At 70.8% G+C, this 18,481-nt stretch carries 14 protein-coding genes, 1 rRNA gene and 1 pseudogene; all 16 read left to right on the forward strand.

What is annotated here, in order from left to right; translation table 11 throughout:
- The first annotated feature begins 140 nt into the window (after positions 1-140).
- The 16 genes and pseudogenes from infC (at position 141) to V3N99_18300 (ending at position 18,153) form a co-directional block, all read left to right on the forward strand.
- Positions 141-686, forward strand: a pseudogene (gene infC / locus V3N99_18225) (translation initiation factor IF-3).
- A 298-nt stretch (positions 687-984) separates the two neighbouring features.
- Entirely contained in the window at positions 985-1,179 is a 195-nt protein-coding gene (rpmI, locus tag V3N99_18230; protein MEO3938672.1) for a 50S ribosomal protein L35, read from the forward strand.
- Between the two features lie 69 nt (positions 1,180-1,248).
- Positions 1,249-1,632: a 50S ribosomal protein L20 gene (gene rplT, locus V3N99_18235; GenBank protein ID MEO3938673.1), complete on the forward strand. Its 384-nt coding sequence runs from the start codon at positions 1,249-1,251 to the stop codon at positions 1,630-1,632.
- Positions 1,633-1,687: 55 nt separating this feature from the next.
- Positions 1,688-2,488: an RNA methyltransferase gene (locus tag V3N99_18240; GenBank protein MEO3938674.1), complete on the forward strand. Its 801-nt coding sequence runs from the start codon at positions 1,688-1,690 to the stop codon at positions 2,486-2,488.
- A 113-nt stretch (positions 2,489-2,601) separates the two neighbouring features.
- Positions 2,602-3,708, forward strand: coding sequence for an ATP-binding protein (locus V3N99_18245; protein ID MEO3938675.1), 1,107 nt, complete (start codon positions 2,602-2,604; stop codon positions 3,706-3,708).
- 85 nt (positions 3,709-3,793) lie between these two features.
- A complete protein-coding gene (gene pheS, locus V3N99_18250) occupies positions 3,794-4,912 on the forward strand; it encodes a phenylalanine--tRNA ligase subunit alpha (GenBank protein MEO3938676.1) in 1,119 nt (372 codons plus the stop codon).
- Position 4,913: 1 nt separating this feature from the next.
- A complete protein-coding gene (gene pheT / locus V3N99_18255; protein MEO3938677.1) occupies positions 4,914-7,463 on the forward strand; it encodes a phenylalanine--tRNA ligase subunit beta in 2,550 nt (849 codons plus the stop codon).
- Between the two features lie 130 nt (positions 7,464-7,593).
- A complete protein-coding gene (argC, locus tag V3N99_18260) occupies positions 7,594-8,637 on the forward strand; it encodes an N-acetyl-gamma-glutamyl-phosphate reductase (protein ID MEO3938678.1) in 1,044 nt (347 codons plus the stop codon).
- A 47-nt stretch (positions 8,638-8,684) separates the two neighbouring features.
- Positions 8,685-9,830, forward strand: a complete 1,146-nt coding sequence (gene argJ, locus V3N99_18265; protein MEO3938679.1) for a bifunctional glutamate N-acetyltransferase/amino-acid acetyltransferase ArgJ — start codon at positions 8,685-8,687, stop codon at positions 9,828-9,830.
- Positions 9,827-10,828 carry an acetylglutamate kinase gene (argB, locus tag V3N99_18270; protein MEO3938680.1) on the forward strand — a complete coding sequence of 334 codons (1,002 nt, stop codon included), beginning with the start codon at positions 9,827-9,829 and terminating at the stop codon, positions 10,826-10,828. Before argJ ends, argB begins: the two co-directional genes overlap by 4 nt.
- On the forward strand, positions 10,825-12,048 hold the full coding sequence (locus tag V3N99_18275; GenBank protein ID MEO3938681.1) for an acetylornithine transaminase: 1,224 nt from the start codon (positions 10,825-10,827) through the stop codon (positions 12,046-12,048). The genes argB and V3N99_18275 overlap by 4 nt, the downstream gene beginning before the upstream one ends.
- The gene (locus V3N99_18280; protein ID MEO3938682.1) at positions 12,045-12,527 is read left to right on the forward strand and encodes an arginine repressor; all 483 of its coding nucleotides are present in this window, start codon (positions 12,045-12,047) and stop codon (positions 12,525-12,527) included. Before V3N99_18275 ends, V3N99_18280 begins: the two co-directional genes overlap by 4 nt.
- A 62-nt stretch (positions 12,528-12,589) precedes the next feature.
- Complete coding sequence (gene argH / locus V3N99_18285) at positions 12,590-14,038, forward strand: argininosuccinate lyase (protein MEO3938683.1); 1,449 nt, start codon at positions 12,590-12,592, stop codon at positions 14,036-14,038.
- On the forward strand, positions 14,038-14,664 hold the full coding sequence (locus V3N99_18290) for a DNA-3-methyladenine glycosylase (protein MEO3938684.1): 627 nt from the start codon (positions 14,038-14,040) through the stop codon (positions 14,662-14,664). The genes argH and V3N99_18290 overlap by 1 nt, the downstream gene beginning before the upstream one ends.
- Before the next feature lie 63 nt (positions 14,665-14,727).
- The gene (gene tyrS, locus V3N99_18295; GenBank protein MEO3938685.1) at positions 14,728-15,987 is read left to right on the forward strand and encodes a tyrosine--tRNA ligase; all 1,260 of its coding nucleotides are present in this window, start codon (positions 14,728-14,730) and stop codon (positions 15,985-15,987) included.
- Positions 15,988-16,628: 641 nt separating this feature from the next.
- A 16S ribosomal RNA gene (locus V3N99_18300) occupies positions 16,629-18,153 on the forward strand.
- Positions 18,154-18,481 lie beyond the last annotated feature (328 nt).

Below are 18,481 nucleotides of genomic sequence, written 5' to 3' on the forward strand. Positions count from 1 at the left end.
CGGGGTCGGGCGGGACGTCGGTGGACCCCAGGGCCTCGAGGCTCCTCGCGCACCGTTCGGTGATCGAGGAGCCTTCTTCCGTGGGAGGGGTTGCTCAGAGCCCGTGCTGGTCACGACACCCCGACACGAAGGAGCACCACATCAGCGAGCCTCGCATCAACGAGCGCATCCGGGTCCCGGAAGTGCGCTTGGTCGGTCCCAACGGCGAACAGGTGGGCATCGTGCGCGTCGAGGACGCGCTGCGACTGGCCGCGGAGGCTGATCTCGACCTGGTCGAGGTCGCCCCCATGGCTCGTCCACCGGTCGCCAAGCTCATGGACTTCGGCAAGTTCAAGTACGAAGCCGCGATGAAGGACAGAGCCGCCCGCAAGAACCAGATCAACACGGTCATCAAGGAGATCAAGCTCCGTCCGAAGATCGACCCGCACGACTACGGCACCAAGAAGGGCCACGTCGAGCGGTTCCTCAAGGCCGGTGACAAGGTCAAGGTGACCATCATGTTCCGTGGTCGCGAGCAGTCGCGCCCGGAGCTCGGGTTCCGCCTCCTGCAGCGCCTGGCCCAGGACGTCATCGAGCTCGGCTTCGTCGAGTCGGCGCCCAAGCAGGACGGCCGCAACATGATCATGGTCCTCGGGCCGACCCGCAAGAAGTCCGAGGCCAAGGCCGAGGAGCGCCGTCGTCGTGACGACGCCCGCACCGGAGAGGCCTCCGGCGACGACCTCCAGGACGACGTGCTGGACGAGCCCACCGACGAGCTCACCGCAGCCGACGTCACCGCAGCCGAGGTCACCGCCTCCGACGTCACCGCTTCCGAGGTCACCGACGACGCCGTCCCCGACGACGCCGTCTCCGACGAGTCCGTGGCCGACCCGGCCACGGTCGACGCCACCGCCTGATTTTCCACCTCATCCACCACCACCGGTCGGGGACCATCCCTGCCCGACGGACCAGCACGACACCTCGAGTCAAAGGAGATCGGCAGCCATGCCGAAGATGAAGACCCACAGCGGCGCCAAGAAGCGCTTCCGTCTCACGGGGACGGGCAAGGTCATGCGCGAGCAGGCCGGCGGCCGCCACCTCCTCGAGCACAAGTCGAGCAAGAAGATGCGCTCCATCTCGGGCGACCTCGAGCTGTCCAAGCCTGACGCGAAGAAGATCAAGAAGCTCCTCGGCAAGTAGGCCGCACCCCACCTCGCAGACGTCCACGACGTCGCACCCTGAAGCACCAGACGGACAAGGAGAACTCACGTGGCACGCGTGAAACGGGCGGTCAACGCCCAGAAGAAGCGCCGGGTGACCCTCGAGCGCGCCAGCGGCTACCGCGGCCAGCGCTCGCGGCTCTACCGCAAGGCGAAGGAGCAGGTCACCCACTCGCTGGGCTATGCCTACCGTGACCGCCGCGCCCGCAAGGGCGACTTCCGTCGCCTGTGGATCCAGCGGATCAACGCTGCGGCTCGCGCCAACGGCATGACCTACAACCGCTTCATCCAGGGGCTGAAGATCGCCGGGGTCGAGGTCGACCGCAAGATCCTGGCCGACCTCGCCGTGCACGACGAGGTGGCGTTCGTCGCGCTCGTCGAGCTGTCGCGGGCCAACGTGCCCGCCGCCGGTGAGACCTCGAGCGCAGCCTGAGGCTGCTGCTCGCCGTACGCCTCGCGCGCCGGGACGACTCCGGGACTCCCTGCCCGTGCTGACCAACACCAGGTCCGACCGGGTCAGGGCGGTCCGGTCTCTGTCCCGGCGCGCAGTGCGTCAGCGGCAGGGTCTGTTCCTCGCAGAGGGGCCGCAGTCCGTCCGCGAGGCGGTCACCCACCGGCCGTCGTGGGTGCGTGACCTCTACGTCACCCCGGTGGCCTCCGCCCGGTATGCCGCGGTGATCGACGCCGCGCTCACCGTGGGGGTCCCGGTCACCGAGGTCACCGACGAGGTGCTCGCCGCCATGGGCGACGAGCAGGCTGCGGTGGCCCCGCAGGGTCTGCTCGCCGTGTGCCGGATCGAGACCACGACGCTGGCGCAGGTGCTGGAGCAGCGTCCGCGTCTCCTGTGCGTCCTCAGCAGCGTCCGCGACCCCGGCAACGCCGGCACCGTGCTGCGCGGGGCCGACGCGGCCGGGGCCGACGCCGTGGTCATCACCACCCAGAGCGTCGACCTGCACGCGCCCAAGGTCGTCCGCTCGACGGCGGGCTCGCTGTTCCACCTGCCGGTGGTGACGGGGATCCCGGTCGAGGAGGTCGTGGTCGCCGTCCGCGAGGCCGGGCTGCGGGTCCTGGCCGCCGACGGGGCGGGGGACCTGCTCCTACCCGACGCCGATCTCGTGCCGCCGCACGCCTGGCTCTTCGGCAACGAGGCCTGGGGCCTTCCCTCGTCCGTCCGCGACCTGTGCGACGACGTCGTTCGCGTGCCGATCCACGGCCTGGCCGAGTCGCTCAACCTCGCGATGGCCGCGACCGTGTGCCTCTACGCCTCGGCGGCGGCCCAGCGTCGCTGACCGCGGGGACACGGTCGCCGACCGCCCCCCGGGGACGCGCCTGTGCCCGACGTCACTGCCTGCCGGTGGGTGCGACCTCGTTCGCCGTGGGCGACCTCGATAGAGTCAGGCCCATGGTCGAGACCACGGGCGTCGGCGTCTCCGTCGGCATCCCGGCCGACGTCACCACCTTGTCCGAGGTGCTGCCCGACGGTCTGGTCGTCGCCGACGGCGAGGCGAGGCTCGTCTTCGCCAACAGCCGAGCAGGTCGCGTCCTGGGCATCGACCTGCCCGGCCGGATGGGCCAGCCGCTGCAGCAGGCCGTCGCCCTGCGCGACAACGACGGGCGGGCGTGGTGGGAGGTCGCCGACCCGTGGGGCACCCTGCACATCGTCAAGGGCCACCGCGAGAAGCTCCTGTGGACCGAGGACGGGGTCGAGGTGCTGGTCACGGCACGGTACGTGCGCGTCGGTCTCCGGGGCCCGGTCGAGCTGGTCATGCTCTCGATCCGTGACGCCAAGGGACGCCAGCGGGCCGAGCAGGACCACGCGGCCCTGATCTCCACCATCGCCCACGAGCTGCGCTCGCCCCTGACGTCGGTCAAGGGGTTCTCGACCACGTTGCTGCGGCGGTGGGACCGCTTCACCGACGAGCAGAAGCGCTTCATGATCGAGACGATCGAGACCGATGCCGACCGGGTGACCCGGCTGATCACCGAGCTGCTCGACGTCTCGCGCATCGACGCCGGCCGTCTCGACGTGCGCCCGCAGCCGGTCGACGTCGTCGCGATGGCGCAGCGGCACGCCGAGCGCCTCCGCGCCCAGGACGAGTACGCCGACCGGCCGATCAGCGTCTCGGCGCGCGACGGGCTCCCCGAGGTGTGGGCCGACCCCGACCGGCTCAACCAGATCCTCGCCAACCTCCTCGAGAACGGCCTGCGCCACGGCGAGGGCGAGATCCGGGTCCAGGTCGGCCCGGCCCCCGAGGCGGCCAACGACGGTCGCTCCCAGGTGCAGGTCGAGGTCACCGACGAGGGCGAGGGGGTGGCCCTGGCGCACCTGCCGTTGATCTTCAACCGGTTCTGGCACGGTCAGCGGCGCGGGAGCACGGGCCTGGGGCTCTACGTCGTCCGCGGTCTCGTCGAGGCCCACGGGGGGCACATCTCTGTCGACCGGGCCGACGGTGGGGGAGCCCGGTTCCGCTTCACGCTGCCCGCGGGTCCGCCGGAGCACCTCGCCTGACCCGTCGCCGAGCTGGCCTGCTCGCCCCCTCTAGACTCGGGGCCGCCTGCCCACGCTGCCTGCGAGCTGCCCGAGAAGTGAAGCGATGTCTGGACCCAACACGCCGTACGACCCCGTCGAGGTCGCTGCCCTCGACCCTGCGCAGCTCGACGCTGCGGTCGCCGCCGCTCGCGCCGCCTTCGCCGCGGCCGGCGACCTCGAGGCGCTGAAGGCGGCCCGGCTGGCCCACATCGACAAGGGGGCGGTCGCGCTGGCCCGCCGCGAGATCGGGGCTCTGCCTCCGACGGCGAAGGCAGAGGCCGGCAAGCGGGTGGGCACGGCCCAGGCCGAGCTCGGGCGGGCCCTCGCCGCTCGCACGGCCGAGCTCGAGGCCGAGCGCGACCGACGCATCCTCGACGAGGAGGCGGTCGACGTCACGCGACCGGTGGGTCGGCGGGCGCTCGGCGCCCGCCACCCCCTCGAGCTCACGACCGAGCGCCTGCAGGACGCGTTCGTCGGCACCGGGTGGGAGGTCGTCGAGGGCCCTGAGGTCGAGTCCGAGTGGATGAACTTCGACGCCCTCAACATCGGCCCCGACCACCCGGCGCGCCAGATGCAGGACACGTTCTTCGTCGACCCCCCCGACGGGGGGATCGTGCTGCGGACGCAGACGTCGCCGATCCAGATCCGCACGATGCTCACCCGCACACCCCCGATCTACGTCGTCGGCACGGGCAAGGTCTTCCGCACCGACGAGCTCGACGCGACGCACACCCCCGTCTTCCACCAGATCGAGGCGCTCGCGGTCGACCGGGGCCTGACCATGGCCCATCTGCGCGGCGCCATCGACCACTTCGTGCGGGTGATGTTCGGGCCCGACACGCGCACCCGCGTGCGGGCGTCGTACTTCCCCTTCACCGAGCCCTCGATGGAGACCGACTTCGGCTGCTTCGCCTGCCACGGCGACGGTCGCGTCACCGACGCCAAGGGCGCGAGCGTGGCCTGCCGCACCTGCGGTGGCTCGGGCTGGATCGAGCTCGGTGGGTCGGGGATGGTCAACCGCAAGGTGCTGACCGCCTGCGGCATCGACCCTGACGTCTACTCCGGGTTCGCCTTCGGACTCGGTATCGAGCGGGCGCTGCAGCTGCGGCACGGTGTCACCGACATGCGCGACATCGTCGAGGGCGACGTCCGCTTCTCCCAGCAGTTCGGCCTGGAGGTCTGACGTGCGCGCCCCCCTGTCCTGGCTCCGCGAGCTCGTCGACGTCCCCGCCGCGGCCACCGGCCGCGAGGTGGCAGCCTCGTTCGTCTCCGTCGGTCTCGAGGAGGAGGACCTCCACGGCGGCGACATCACCGGCCCGCTCGTGGTCGGCCGCGTGCTCACCATCGCCGACGAGCCGCAGAAGAACGGCAAGGTCATCCGGTGGTGCACGCTCGACGTCGGCCCGCACGGGCAGATGGCCAGTGACGGCATCCCGCAGGAGATCGTCTGCGGTGCCGACAACTTCGAGGTCGGTGACCTCGTCGTGGTCGTCCTGCCCGGAGCCGTGCTGCCCGGCGGCTTCGCGATCGCCGCGCGCAAGACCTACGGCCACGTGTCCAACGGCATGATCTGCGCCGAGGACGAGCTCGGCCTCGGCGCCGACCACACCGGCATCATCGTGCTCCAGCGCTACCTCGGGCAGGAGGCCTCCGCGGCGGCCTCGCCCGGCGACGACGCCATCGCCCTGCTCGGGCTCGCCGACGAGGTCGTCGAGGTCAATGTCACCCCCGACCGCGGCTACTGCTTCTCCCTGCGTGGGCTCGCCCGCGAGTACTGGCACGCAAGGGGCTCGGTGCCCGGCGCCTTCCGCGACCCGGCCTCCGTCGTCGTCCCCGCACCCACTGCGACGGGGTATGCCGTCGAGCTCGCCGACGACGCCCCGCTCGGCGGGCGCGACGGGTGCGACCGGTTCGTCACGCGGGTCGTACGCGGCGTCGACCCGCAGGCGCCGTCGCCGGCCTGGATGCAGAAGCGACTCACCCAGATGGGGATGCGCCCGATCTCGCTCGCGGTCGACGTGACCAACTACGTCATGCTGCTGACCGGGCAGCCCCTGCACGCCTACGACCTGGCCAAGCTGCGCGGGAGCATCGTGGTGCGCCGGGCGTCTGCAGGCGAGAGGCTCACCACCCTCGACGGGGTCGAGCGCACGCTCCACCCCGAGGACCTGCTCGTCACCGACGGCGGCACCCTGCCACTGGCCCTCGCCGGGGTCATGGGCGGGGCCACCTCCGAGATCGACGACGCGACGCGCGACGTGCTGGTCGAGGCCGCGCACTTCGACCCGACCACGGTGGCGCGCACCAGCCGACGCCACCGCCTCGTCAGCGAGGCCTCCAAGCGTTACGAGCGCGGGGTGGACCCGCAGCTCGCACCCGTTGCCGCCCAGCTCGTCGTCGACCTGCTGGTCGCCCACGGTGGCGGCACGGCCAGCGACGACGTCACCGACGTCGACCGCACGCCCGCGCCGGTGGCCTACGGGCTCGACCTCGCCCTGCCCTCGCGGGTCGTGGGGGTCGACTACCCGCCGGAGCGCGTCGTGGGTCTGCTGCGTGACCTCGGCGCCGACGTGGGGGACCCCGTCGACGGCGTGGTCGCGGTGACCCCGCCGAGCTGGCGCCCCGACCTCGTCGACGGGCCCGACTACGCCGAGGAGGTGGCGCGCCTCGACGGCTACGACCGCATCCCGTCGCTCGTGCCCGCACCGTCCAACGGCCGGGGCCTGACCCACGGCCAGAAGGTGCGCCGCGTGGTCGCCACGGCCCTCGTGGGCCGCGGCCTCACCGAGGTGCTCACCTATCCCTTCGTGTCCGAGCAGCTCTCCGACCAGCTCGGGCTCGCGCCCGACGACGACCGGCGCCACGCCGTCCGGGTGGCCAACCCGCTGAGCGACGAGGCGCCGCTGATGCGCACCAGTGTCATCGGCTCGCTGGTAGAAGCGTTGCGGCGCAACGTCTCCCGCGGCCGACGTGACCTCGCGATCTTCGAGCTGGGCTTGGTCACCCGCCCCGGTGCCGCCGTCCCCGAGCCCGCGCCGGTGCCCGGTGTGGCCGCTCGCCCCGACGACGCGACCATCGCCGCGATCGAGGCGGCCCTGCCGCGCCAGCCCCGCCACGTCGGCCTGCTCGCGTGCGGTGAGGCAGAGCGCTCGGGCTGGTGGGGGCCGGGTCGTGCCGTCGACTGGTCCGACCTGGTCGACGCCGCCCTCGCTGTCGCCGCCGCCCTGAAGGTCGACGTCGTGGTGACGGCCGACCGTGACCACGCGCCCTGGCACCCGGGGCGTTGCGCGCGGTTGACCCTGGCCGACGGCACCCTGGTCGGCCATGCCGGCGAGCTGCACCCGCAGGTCTGCGCGGCGCTCGACCTCCCGGCCCGCACCTGTGCCGCCGAGCTCGACGTCGACGTGCTGACGACGGCGAGCGAGCCCACCACGCAGTTCGCTGCGTTCTCCGACTACCCCGTCGCGCTCACCGACGTCGCCCTCGTGGTCGATGCCGGGGTCACCGCCGCCGCCGTCGACAGTGCGCTCCGCAGCGGGGCCGGCGAGTGCCTCGAGTCGGTCACGCTGTTCGACGTCTACGAGGGCGACCAGGTCGGGTCGGGTCGCCGCTCCCTGGCCTACCGCATGACCTTTCGCGCCCCGGACCGCACCCTGACGACCGACGAGGTCAACGCGTTCCGAGACGCCGCGGTGGCGTCCGCGGCCGCGGCGGTCGGCGCCCAGCAGCGCTGACCCGGGTCGGCGTTTTACCTCGCTGACACCGGGGTAAGACGTCGCTCCCACGAGCGAGACATCACCCCCCTACGCAGGGGGGTAAAACGCCAGCCATGCATAACTTCGCATAGCGTGTATAGTCATGCAGATGAAGACGGCAGCGGTCGCAGGCGCGAGCGGGTATGCCGGGGGAGAGATCCTCCGGCTCCTGCTCGGCCACCCCGACATCACCATCGGCGCCCTCACCGCCGACTCCTCCGCCGGGCGGCTGCTCGGCACCATCCACCCTCACCTCGTGCCCCTGGCCGGTGTCGAGCTGGAGCCCACCACACCGCAGACGCTGGGAGGCCACGACGTGGTGTTCCTCGCGCTGCCGCACGGGGCCTCCACCGCCCTCGTCGCCCAGCTGCCCGACGACACCGTGGTCATCGACTGCGGGGCCGACTTCCGCCTCACCGATGCCGAGGCCTGGCTGCGCTTCTACGACACCCCGTATGCCGGGTCGTGGCCCTACGGCCTCCCCGAGCTCCCGCTCGCAGGGGGAGGTCGGGCCCGCGACGCGCTCGTCGGCGCCCGCCGGGTCGCCGTCCCCGGCTGCTACCCCACGGCCTGCTCGCTGGCCCTGGCCCCGGGCCTCGCCGCCGGCCTGCTGGATCCCGCCGACGTGGTCATCGTCGCCGCGAGCGGCACCTCGGGGGCCGGCAAGGGGCTCAAGCCGCACCTGCTGGGGTCTGAGGTGATGGGCTCGATGTCGCCCTACGGCGTCGGGGGCGGCCACCGCCACACGCCCGAGATCGTCCAGAACCTCAGCGCCGCGGCCGGGGTGCCGGTCTCGGTGTCCTTCACCCCCACCCTCGCCCCGATGGCCCGCGGCATCCTGGCGACCTGCACGGCTCGCCTCGCCGAGGCCGTCGACCCCGCGACCGTGCGGGCCGCGTATGCCGCGGCCTACGCCGACGAGCCCTTCGTCCACCTCCTGCCGCAGGGGCAGTGGCCGCGCACGGCCGACGTCCTCGGGAGCAACAGCGTCCAGCTGCAGGTGGCCGTCGACGATGGCGCCGGACGGGTCATCGTCGTCGCGGCCGTCGACAACCTCACCAAGGGCACGGCGGGAGGGGCGGTCCAGTGCGCCAACCTCGCCCTCGGGCTGCCCGAGACGGCCGGCCTGCCGGTGGCAGGAGTGGCACCGTGACCACCTACGACAGCCCTGACCTGCCCACCGTCACCCCCGCCCCCGATGTGGCACTGCCCCAAGGCTTTCGGGCCTCAGGCGTCACCGCGGGCCTCAAGGCCAGCGGTCGCCCCGACCTCGCCCTGGTGGTCAACGACGGTCCGCTGCACCACGCTGCTGCCGTCTTCACGAGCAACCGCGTGGTGGCCGCCCCCGTCACCTGGACCCGTCAGGTCGTCACCGACGGCCGGGTCGACGCCGTCGTGCTCAACTCCGGTGGTGCCAACGCGTGCACGGGCGCCCAGGGGTTCCTCGACACCCACCGCACCGCCGAGCACGTCGCCGGGGTGCTGGGGCTGTCCGCGGGCGACGTCGCCGTCTGCTCCACGGGTCTCATCGGTGAGCTCCTGCCCATGGACACGCTCCTCGCCGGCGTCGACGCGGCGGCCTCGGCCCTCGAGACGGGGCAGCACGCCGACGCCGCGCGGTCGATCATGACGACCGACACCGTGCCCAAGCAGGCCGGCCACACCGGTGACGGCTGGTCGGTCGCCGGGATGGCCAAGGGGGCGGGCATGCTCGCTCCCGCGCTGGCGACGATGCTCGTGGTGGTCACCACCGACGCCGTCGCGCAGCCGCAGGACCTCGAGCGTGCGCTCCGGGCGGCGACGGCCGTCACCTTCGACCGGGTCGACGCCGACGGCTGCATGTCGACCAACGACACCGTCCTGCTGCTCGCCTCGGGCGCCAGTGGCGTGGCCCCGACACCCGACGAGCTCGACACCGCCGTGCGTGAGGTCTGCGCCGACCTCGCGCGCCAGCTCATCGGCGACGCCGAGGGCGCCCACCACGACATCGCCATCGAGGTCGTGGGAGCCGCCGACGAGACCGATGCCCTCGAGGTCGCGCGGGCTGTCGCCCGCAACAACCTCTTCAAGTGCGCCGTCTACGGCGGTGACCCCAACTGGGGACGGGTCCTCGCCGCCGTGGGCACCACCCGCGCCACCTTCGAGCCCGACGCGCTCGACGTCACCATGCAGGGCGTTCCGGTGTGCCGGGCCGGGGGAGTGGGCGCCGACCGCACCCTCGTCGACCTCACCACCCGCGAGGTCCGCGTCACCGTCGACCTCCACGCCGGTGACGCCGCGGCGACGATCTGGACCAACGACCTCACCCACGAGTACGTCCACGAGAACTCGGCCTACAGCACATGAGCACCGCACCCGGGCCGACGCACACGAGCGCGCTGCGCGTCGCCATCGACGCCGCCGCCCTGCGCGTCGCCGCCAGCAAGGCCCTCACCCTCGTCGAGGCGCTGCCCTGGCTCGAGGAGTTCCGGGGGGCGCTCGTCGTGGTCAAGTACGGCGGCAACGCCATGACCGACGACTCCCTCAAGCGGGCCTTCGCGCAGGACGTCGCCTTCCTGCGGTATGCCGGGCTGCGTCCGGTCGTCGTCCACGGCGGCGGCCCGCAGATCGCGGCCATGCTGGCGCGCCTCGGCCTCGAGAGCGAGTTCAAGGGCGGCCTGCGGGTGACCACCCCCGAGGTCATGGAGGTCGTGCGCATGGTGCTCACCGGCCAGGTCGGTCGCGAGCTCGTCGGCCTGCTCAACCAGCACGGCCCGATCGCCGTCGGCCTCTCGGGCGAGGACGGCGGCCTGCTCGGAGCCCGCATCCGCTCCCACGTCGACGAGCACGGCGACTCCATCGACATCGGGCTCGTCGGCGACGTCGAGACGGTCAACCCCGACGCCGTCAACGACATCCTCGCCGCCGGCCGCATCCCCGTCGTCTCGACGGTCGCGCCCGACCTCGACCACGAGGGCCAGGTACTCAACGTCAACGCCGACACGGCGGCCTCGGCGCTCGCGGTCGCCCTCGGCGCGCGCAAGCTGGTCGTCCTCACTGACGTCGAGGGCGTGTATGCCGCCTGGCCCGACCGCGGCTCGCTGCTGTCGCAGCTGTCGGTCACCGAGGCCGACGAGCTGCTCACCCGCGTCGACGCGGGGATGGTCCCCAAGCTCGAGGCCTGCGTGCGCGCCGTCCGTGGGGGCGTGCCCCAGGCCCACGTGATCGACGGGCGTCAGCCGCACTCGTTGCTGCTCGAGGTCTTCACCGACGAGGGGATCGGCACCATGGTGCTCCCCGACCCCGACCCCGACCACGACCACGACCTCGGCCCCCACCCCGACGCCTCGCAGGAGAACCCGTGACCACCGAGCACGACGTGCCGACCCGCCACAGCGACGAGCTGCTGGCGCGCTACCGTGCCGCGCTGGTGCCCGTCTTCGGGGTGCCGCAGACGGTGCTGTCGCACGGCGACGGGTGCTACGTCGTCGACGTCGACGGCAAGCGCTACCTCGACCTGCTCGGCGGCATCGCGGTCAACACCCTCGGCCACGGCCACCCCGCCCTCGTCGAGGCGATCACCAAGCAGGCGTCGCAGGTCATGCACATCTCCAACTTCTTCACCTCCGAGCCGCAGGTAGAGCTGGCCGAGGCCCTGCTGCGGGTGTGCCGTGCACCCGAGGGGTCGGGGGTCTTCTTCGCCAACTCCGGCGCCGAGGCCATCGAGGCGGCCATGAAGCTCACGCGCCGCACCGGGCGCTCGCGGATCATCGCGATGGACCACGCCTTCCACGGGCGCACCATGGGCGCGCTCTCGCTGACCTGGAAGGAGGCCTACCGAGCCCCCTTCGAGCCCCTGGTCCCCGGCGTCGTCCACGTGCCGTACGGCGACGCGGACGCCCTGCGTGCGACGGTCGCCGAGCTCGGTGACGACCTGGCGGCCGTCCTGCTCGAGCCGATCCAGGGCGAGGCCGGCGTCATCACCCTCGACCCCGCCTACCTGCGGCTGGCCCGAGACCTCACCACGCAGGCTGGGGCGCTGCTCGTCCTCGACGAGATCCAGTGCGGCATGGGGCGCACCGGCCAGTGGCTGGCCCATCACGCCACCGACGTGGTCCCGGATGCCGTGACCCTGGCCAAGGGCCTCGCCGGCGGGGTGCCGATCGGCGCCCTGGTGACCTACGGCCCGCGCGTGACGGGGATGCTCGAGGGCGGGCAGCACGGCTCCACCTTCGGCGGCAACCCCCTGGCCTGCGCCGCCGGGCTCGCGACGATCCGCACCATCGAGTCCGACGGGCTGCTGGCCCACGCCGCGCACACCGGTGAGGCCATCAGCCAGGGGGTGCTCGCCCTGCACCACCCGCGGGTCGCCGGGGTCCGTGGTCGCGGGCTGCTCCTGGCGATCACCCTGACCGAGCCCGTGGCCGCGTCGGCCATGGCGCGGGCGCGCGAGGCCGGTTTCCTCGTCAACGCGGTGGCCCCGGATGCCCTGCGCCTGGCCCCGCCGCTGGTGCTAGGTGAGCACGAGGTCGCGTCCTTCCTCGCCGCGCTCCCCGGCATCCTCGACGGCGCCGAGCCGGCATGAGCACCACCCGCGCCACGCGCCAGTCGCGGGTCGTCGAGCTGCTGCGTCGGCACGAGGTGCGGTCGCAGGGTGACCTGCTCGCCCTGCTCGCGGCGGAGGGGGTCGACGTCACCCAGGCCACCCTCTCGCGCGACCTGGTCGAGCTCGGTGCGGTGCGTGTACGCCGGGGCCGCACGCTCGTCTACGCCGTGCCGGGTCCCGACGGCGCACTCCCCACGGGGACGACCGGAGAGCAGCTGCCGGCCCGTCTGCGTCGGGCGGTGGAGGAGCTGCTGGTCAGCGCGTCCCCCTGCACCAACCAGGTGGTGCTGCGCACCCCACCCGGTGCCGCGGGCTACCTCGCCTCGTGCCTGGACCAGTCCCAGGTGACGGACGTCGTCGGCACGATCGCCGGCGACGACACCATCCTCGTGATCACGCCGTCGTCGGCGACGGCCAAGGCCGTCGCCGGGCGGCTCCTCGCCCTCGCGGCGGAATGACACCCAGCCAGCCGACGCTGCCCGGTCAGCCGGGCTCCCCACCACCACGAAGGACGTCCGTCATGACCGACGAGCACCCCGCCCCCGCCGCAGCCGGCGCCAGCCTGTGGGGTGGACGGTTCTCCGGTGGCCCGGCCCAGGCCCTCGCGGCCCTGTCGAAGAGCACCCACTTCGACTGGAGGCTCGCCCGTCACGACCTGGCCGGCTCCCGCGCCCACGCCCGCGTGCTGCACCGGGCCGGGCTGCTCGACGACGAGGCGCTGACGGCGATGCTCGTCGGGCTCGACGCCCTCGACGCAGACGTCGTCAGCGGCGCCTTCACGGCCGCGCCCGAGGACGAGGACGTGCACACCGCGCTCGAGCGGGGTCTCGTCGAGCGGGCGGGTGCCGACGTCGGTGGACGCCTGCGGGCCGGTCGCTCCCGCAACGACCAGATCGCCACGCTGCTGCGGATGTACCTGCGCGACGAGGCCCGCACCATCGCCGGGCTCGTGCTCGACGTCGTCGACGCGATCGTGGCGCAGGCCACGACCCACGTCGACGTCCCGATGCCGGGGCGCACCCATCTGCAGCACGCCCAGCCGGTGCTGCTGGCCCACCACCTCCTGGCCCACGCCTGGCCCCTGCTGCGAGACGTCGAGAGACTGCGTGACTGGGACGCGCGCGCCGACGCCTCCCCCTACGGCTCGGGCGCGCTCGCGGGCAGCTCGCTCGGGCTCGACCCGCAGGCCGTCGCCATCGAGCTCGCGTTCTCGCGGTCGGTCGACAACTCCATCGACGGGACGGCGAGCCGAGACGTCGCCGCCGAGTTCGCCTTCGTCGCCGCGATGATCGCCATCGACGTCTCCCGGCTGGCCGAGGAGGTCGTCATCTGGGCCACGAAGGAGTTCTCCTACGTCACCCTCGACGACGCCTACTCGACCGGGTCGAGCATCATGCCGCAGAAGAAGAACCCCGACGTCGCGGAGCTGGCCCGGGGCAAGGCCGGCCGACTCGTGGGTGACCTCGCCGGGCTGCTGACGACGCTCAAGGCGCTGCCGCTGGCCTACAACCGCGACCTGCAGGAGGACAAGGAGCCCGTGTTCGACGCGGTCGACACGCTCGAGGTGCTGCTGCCGGCCTTCGCCGGCATGGTGGCGACCATGACCTTCCACACCGACCGCCTCAGCTCGCTGGCGCCGCAGGGGTTCGCGCTCGCGACCGACGTCGCGGAGTGGCTGGTGCGCGAGGGAGTGCCGTTCCGGGTCGCGCACGAGCTGGCCGGCGCCTGCGTGAGGGCCTGCGAGGAGCGCGGAGTCGAGCTGTGGGACCTGACCGACGACGACCTGGCCGCCATCAGCGCGCACCTGACCCCCGCTGTGCGCGACGTCCTCAGCGTCGAGGGCTCGCTGTCGTCGCGTGACTCCCTGGGCGGGACAGCACCCGTCCGGGTGCGCGAGCAGCTCGCCCGCGTCGCGGAGGCCGCAGCCGCCTCCCGGGCCTTCACGGCGCCGCTGCACCGCGGAGCCTGATGCCCCGCGCCGTCGGGCGGCGCTTCTTCACCCAGGAGGTCCTCGCCGTCGCCCCGGCCCTGCTGGGGTGCACCGTGTCGCACGCGGGGGTGACCGTGCGCCTGACCGAGGTCGAGGCCTACGGCGGGGTGGGGGGCGACCCGGGGTCGCACGCCTTCCGCGGGCCGACTCCGCGCACCGCTCCCATGTTCGACCTCGGGGGAGTGGCCTACGTGTACTTCACCTACGGGATGCACTGGTGCCTCAACCTCGTGACCGGCCCCGCCGGCCGGGCCGAGGCGGTCCTGCTGCGCGCCGGTGAGGTGGTCGACGGCCACGACGTCGCCGACGCACGACGCCCCGGCGTGCGTGAGCGTGACTGGTGCCGCGGACCAGCCCGACTCGCGAGCGCGCTCGCCGTCGACGGGCGCCTCTCGGGTCTCGAGCTGGGCGCTCGGAGGTCGGGCCTCGTCATCCGTCACCGTGCGCAGGGCGAGCCGGTCTGCGTCGGCACCGGCCCCCGGGTGGGGGTGTCGGGCCCCGGCGGCGAGGGGGCGTCGTACCCGTGGCGCTTCTGGATCGAGGGCGAGCCGACCGTGTCGCCGTACCGTCCGGCGAAACCCCGTGCCGCACGCCGGCCGGGGTAGGGCAGGCTGGGGGATGGAGCCGTGGCCACCGGGGTCGCGTCCGACGACGGAGGTCCGAGCACCGTGAGCACCATCCTCGACGAGCTGCAGTGGCGGGGGCTGGTAGCGCAGTCCACCGACGAGACCGCACTGCGCCAGGCCCTCGCCGACGGGCCGGTCACGGTCTACTGCGGCTTCGACCCCACGGCACCGTCGCTGCACTTCGGCAACCTGGTGCAGCTGGTGGTGCTGCGCCACCTGCAGCGCGCCGGTCACCGGGTGATCTGCCTGATCGGGGGGTCGACCGGGCTGATCGGCGATCCGAGGCCGACCAGCGAGCGGGTGCTGAAGACCAAGGAGCAGACGGCCGCCAGCGTCGTACGCATCACGCACCTCGTGCGGCCGTTCCTCGACTTCGAGGGGGCGAACGCGGCCCTGCTGGTGGACAACCTCGACTGGACGGCGCCCATGTCGGCGATCGACTTCCTGCGCGACGTGGGCAAGCACTTCCGGGTCAACCAGATGGTGAAGAAGGACGCGATCGCGACCCGGCTCGCGAGCGAGCAGGGGATCTCCTACACGGAGTTCAGCTACCAGCTGCTGCAGGCGATGGACTACCTCGAGCTCTACCGCGCTCACGGGTGCACGCTGCAGACCGGGGGGAGCGACCAGTGGGGCAACATCACCGCAGGCGTCGACCTCGTGCACCGGGCGGAGGGCGCAAGCGTGCACGCGCTGTCCACGCCCCTGCTCGAGGACTCCTCCGGCGTGAAGTTCGGCAAGTCCGAGGGCAACGCCGTGTGGCTCTCGGCCGACATGACCAGCCCGTACGCCTTCTACCAGTACTTCCTCAACATCGAGGACGCCTCGGTCGTGGGCCTGCTCAAGGTGTTCTCCGACCGCTCCGAGGACGAGGTCGCGCAGCTCGAGCGCTCGATGCAGGACGCCCCGTTCCGCAGAGAGGCCCAGCGGGCCCTTGCCGGTGACATCACCACCCTGGTGCACGGGAGCAGCGCCGCGCAGGCCGTGCAGGCGGCCTCAGAGGCGCTGTTCGGGCGGGGGGACGTGCACGCCCTCGACGCGAGCACCCTGATCGACGCGACGGGCGAGCTGCCGGGGGCGCCGGTCACGGTTGGCACGAGCGTCGTCGACGCGCTCGTGGCCGTGGGGCTGGTGGACTCCCGCAACGCCGGGCGGCGGACGATCGCTGACGGGGGCGCGTCGCTCAACAACGTCAAGATCACCGATCCCGAGCAGCCGCTGAGCGCCGGCGACTTCCTCCACGGGCGGGTGGCCCTGCTCAAGCGCGGACGCAAGGCGCTGGCTGCGGCTCGACTGGGCTGAGGATCCGTCTGGGCGGCTCGACCCGTTGTGGCACAACAGAACTCGTCGTTGACGCTGCATCCGCCACCCCCGATTTGGCGTAGGGGGCGGCCTCCGTCTACAGTTCTGGATGTCAGCCCGAGAGGGAGGAACGGACACCACGGGGTGGACTCAGGTCCCCCGAAGCAGGCCGTTCCTTTTCGTCGAGGACTGACACCCTCCCAGCAGCCACCGCGAGGTGGTTGGAGTTGGCCCCAGGGCCTGCTACGGTAGGGACTCCAGCCGAGAGCCAAGTGCGAGTGAGCCGGCCGTTCTGAAGAGCGGGTCGCGGTTTGTTTGTCCAAGATGCAGGTTGGTGGTGGTACCGGATTGTGTGGTTGTCCCGGATGTTTGCCCTGTGGTTTGTGGGGTGGGTGGATGGTGTGCGTCCGATCCTTGAGAACTCAACAGCGTGTCAAAAATCGATGCCAATTACCTCGTGGTGGTGTCGGCCTTCTGGTCGGTGCTGCTATGAATTTCTTTTGATTGTTTGTCGAACAACTTTTGTCGCCGGCTTTCGGGTCGGTGTGCTGGTTGTTTGCTCTCGGTCAGTGTGACGGCCCTTTAGTGGGTTTCAGTTTCCATGTCATGTCGACTTCGGTTGTGTGGTGTGGTGCTAAACATCAATGGAGAGTTTGATCCTGGCTCAGGACGAACGCTGGCGGCGTGCTTAACACATGCAAGTCGAACGGTGATCTTTGGGGCTTGCTCCGGGGTGATCAGTGGCGAACGGGTGAGTAACACGTGAGTAACCTGCCCCAGACTCTGGGATAACTTCGGGAAACCGTAGCTAATACCGGATATGACACGGAGACGCATGTTTATCGTGTGGAAAGTTTTTCGGTCTGGGATGGACTCGCGGCCTATCAGCTTGTTGGTGAGGTAATGGCTCACCAAGGCGACGACGGGTAGCCGGCCTGAGAGGGCGATCGGCCACACTGGGACTGAGACACGGCCCAGACTCCTACGGGAGGCAGCAGTGGGGAATATTGCACAATGGGCGCAAGCCTGATGCAGCGACGCCGCGTGAGGGATGACGGCCTTTGGGTTGTAAACCTCTTTCAGCAGGGAAGAAGCGCAAGTGACGGTACCTGCAGAAGAAGCACCGGCTAACTACGTGCCAGCAGCCGCGGTAATACGTAGGGTGCGAGCGTTGTCCGGAATTATTGGGCGTAAAGAGCTTGTAGGCGGTTTGTCGCGTCTGCTGTGAAAATCCGGGGCTCAACCCCGGACTTGCAGTGGGTACGGGCAGACTAGAGTGTGGTAGGGGAGACTGGAATTCCTGGTGTAGCGGTGAAATGCGCAGATATCAGGAGGAACACCGATGGCGAAGGCAGGTCTCTGGGCCATTACTGACGCTGAGAAGCGAAAGCATGGGGAGCGAACAGGATTAGATACCCTGGTAGTCCATGCCGTAAACGTTGGGAACTAGGTGTGGGTCTCATTCCACGAGGTCCGTGCCGCAGCTAACGCATTAAGTTCCCCGCCTGGGGAGTACGGCCGCAAGGCTAAAACTCAAAGGAATTGACGGGGGCCCGCACAAGCGGCGGAGCATGCGGATTAATTCGATGCAACGCGAAGAACCTTACCAAGGCTTGACATACGCCGGAAACATCCAGAGATGGGTGCCCCGCAAGGTCGGTGTACAGGTGGTGCATGGTTGTCGTCAGCTCGTGTCGTGAGATGTTGGGTTAAGTCCCGCAACGAGCGCAACCCTCGTTCTATGTTGCCAGCACGTGATGGTGGGGACTCATAGGAGACTGCCGGGGTCAACTCGGAGGAAGGTGGGGATGACGTCAAATCATCATGCCCCTTATGTCTTGGGCTTCACGCATGCTACAATGGCCGGTACAAAGGGCTGCGATACCGTAAGGTGGAGCGAATCCCAAAAAACCGGTCTCAGTTCGGATTGGGGTCTGCAACTCGACCCCATGAAGTCGGAGTCGCTAGTAATCGCAGATCAGCAACGCTGCGGTGAATACGTTCCCGGGCCTTGTACACACCGCCCGTCAAGTCACGAAAGTCGGTAACACCCGAAGCCGGTGGCCCAACCTGTAAAGGGGGGAGCCGTCGAAGGTGGGACTGGCGATTGGGACTAAGTCGTAACAAGGTAGCCGTACCGGAAGGTGCGGCTGGATCACCTCCTTTCTAAGGAGCACTGGCCGGCGGCGCGTAAGCGTGTCGGTCCAGAGCCTGGCCGTGGACGAATGCTTCACGGTGGGTGCTCAAGGGTGGAACATCGATTAGTTGGCGCCGAGCGTCTCGTGTCGTGAGTACAAGCTCCTCTCCTGGTTTTTCCGGGTGGGGGGTTGTGGAAAGCGGGCGGGGGGCTGTGGGTGCTTGACACGTTGTTGGGTCCTGAGGGATCGGGCAACACGCGGCTGGCCTTCGGGTTGGGGTGTGTTGGCTGTGACTTCTCAGGCCGGATACGACCGGTTGGACCGGTCCCGTGAGTCGAACCGCTTCGTCAGGTCTT

The sequence above is a fragment of the Dermatophilaceae bacterium Soc4.6 genome (assembly GCA_039889245.1).
Classification (GTDB): Bacteria; Actinomycetota; Actinomycetes; order Actinomycetales; family Dermatophilaceae; genus Lapillicoccus.

What these genes read in the sequence shown, in the direction of transcription:
- rpmI (MEO3938672.1), top strand. Translation starts at nt 985, where the DNA reads ATGCCGAAGATGAAGACCCACAGCGGCGCCAAGAAGCGCTTCCGTCTC.
- V3N99_18245 (MEO3938675.1), top strand. Translation starts at nt 2,602, where the DNA reads ATGGTCGAGACCACGGGCGTCGGCGTCTCCGTCGGCATCCCGGCCGAC.
- pheS (MEO3938676.1), top strand. Translation starts at nt 3,794, where the DNA reads ATGTCTGGACCCAACACGCCGTACGACCCCGTCGAGGTCGCTGCCCTC.
- argC (MEO3938678.1), top strand. Translation starts at nt 7,594, where the DNA reads ATGAAGACGGCAGCGGTCGCAGGCGCGAGCGGGTATGCCGGGGGAGAG.
- argB (MEO3938680.1), top strand. Translation starts at nt 9,827, where the DNA reads ATGAGCACCGCACCCGGGCCGACGCACACGAGCGCGCTGCGCGTCGCC.
- V3N99_18280 (MEO3938682.1), top strand. Translation starts at nt 12,045, where the DNA reads ATGAGCACCACCCGCGCCACGCGCCAGTCGCGGGTCGTCGAGCTGCTG.
- argH (MEO3938683.1), top strand. Translation starts at nt 12,590, where the DNA reads ATGACCGACGAGCACCCCGCCCCCGCCGCAGCCGGCGCCAGCCTGTGG.
- V3N99_18290 (MEO3938684.1), top strand. Translation starts at nt 14,038, where the DNA reads ATGCCCCGCGCCGTCGGGCGGCGCTTCTTCACCCAGGAGGTCCTCGCC.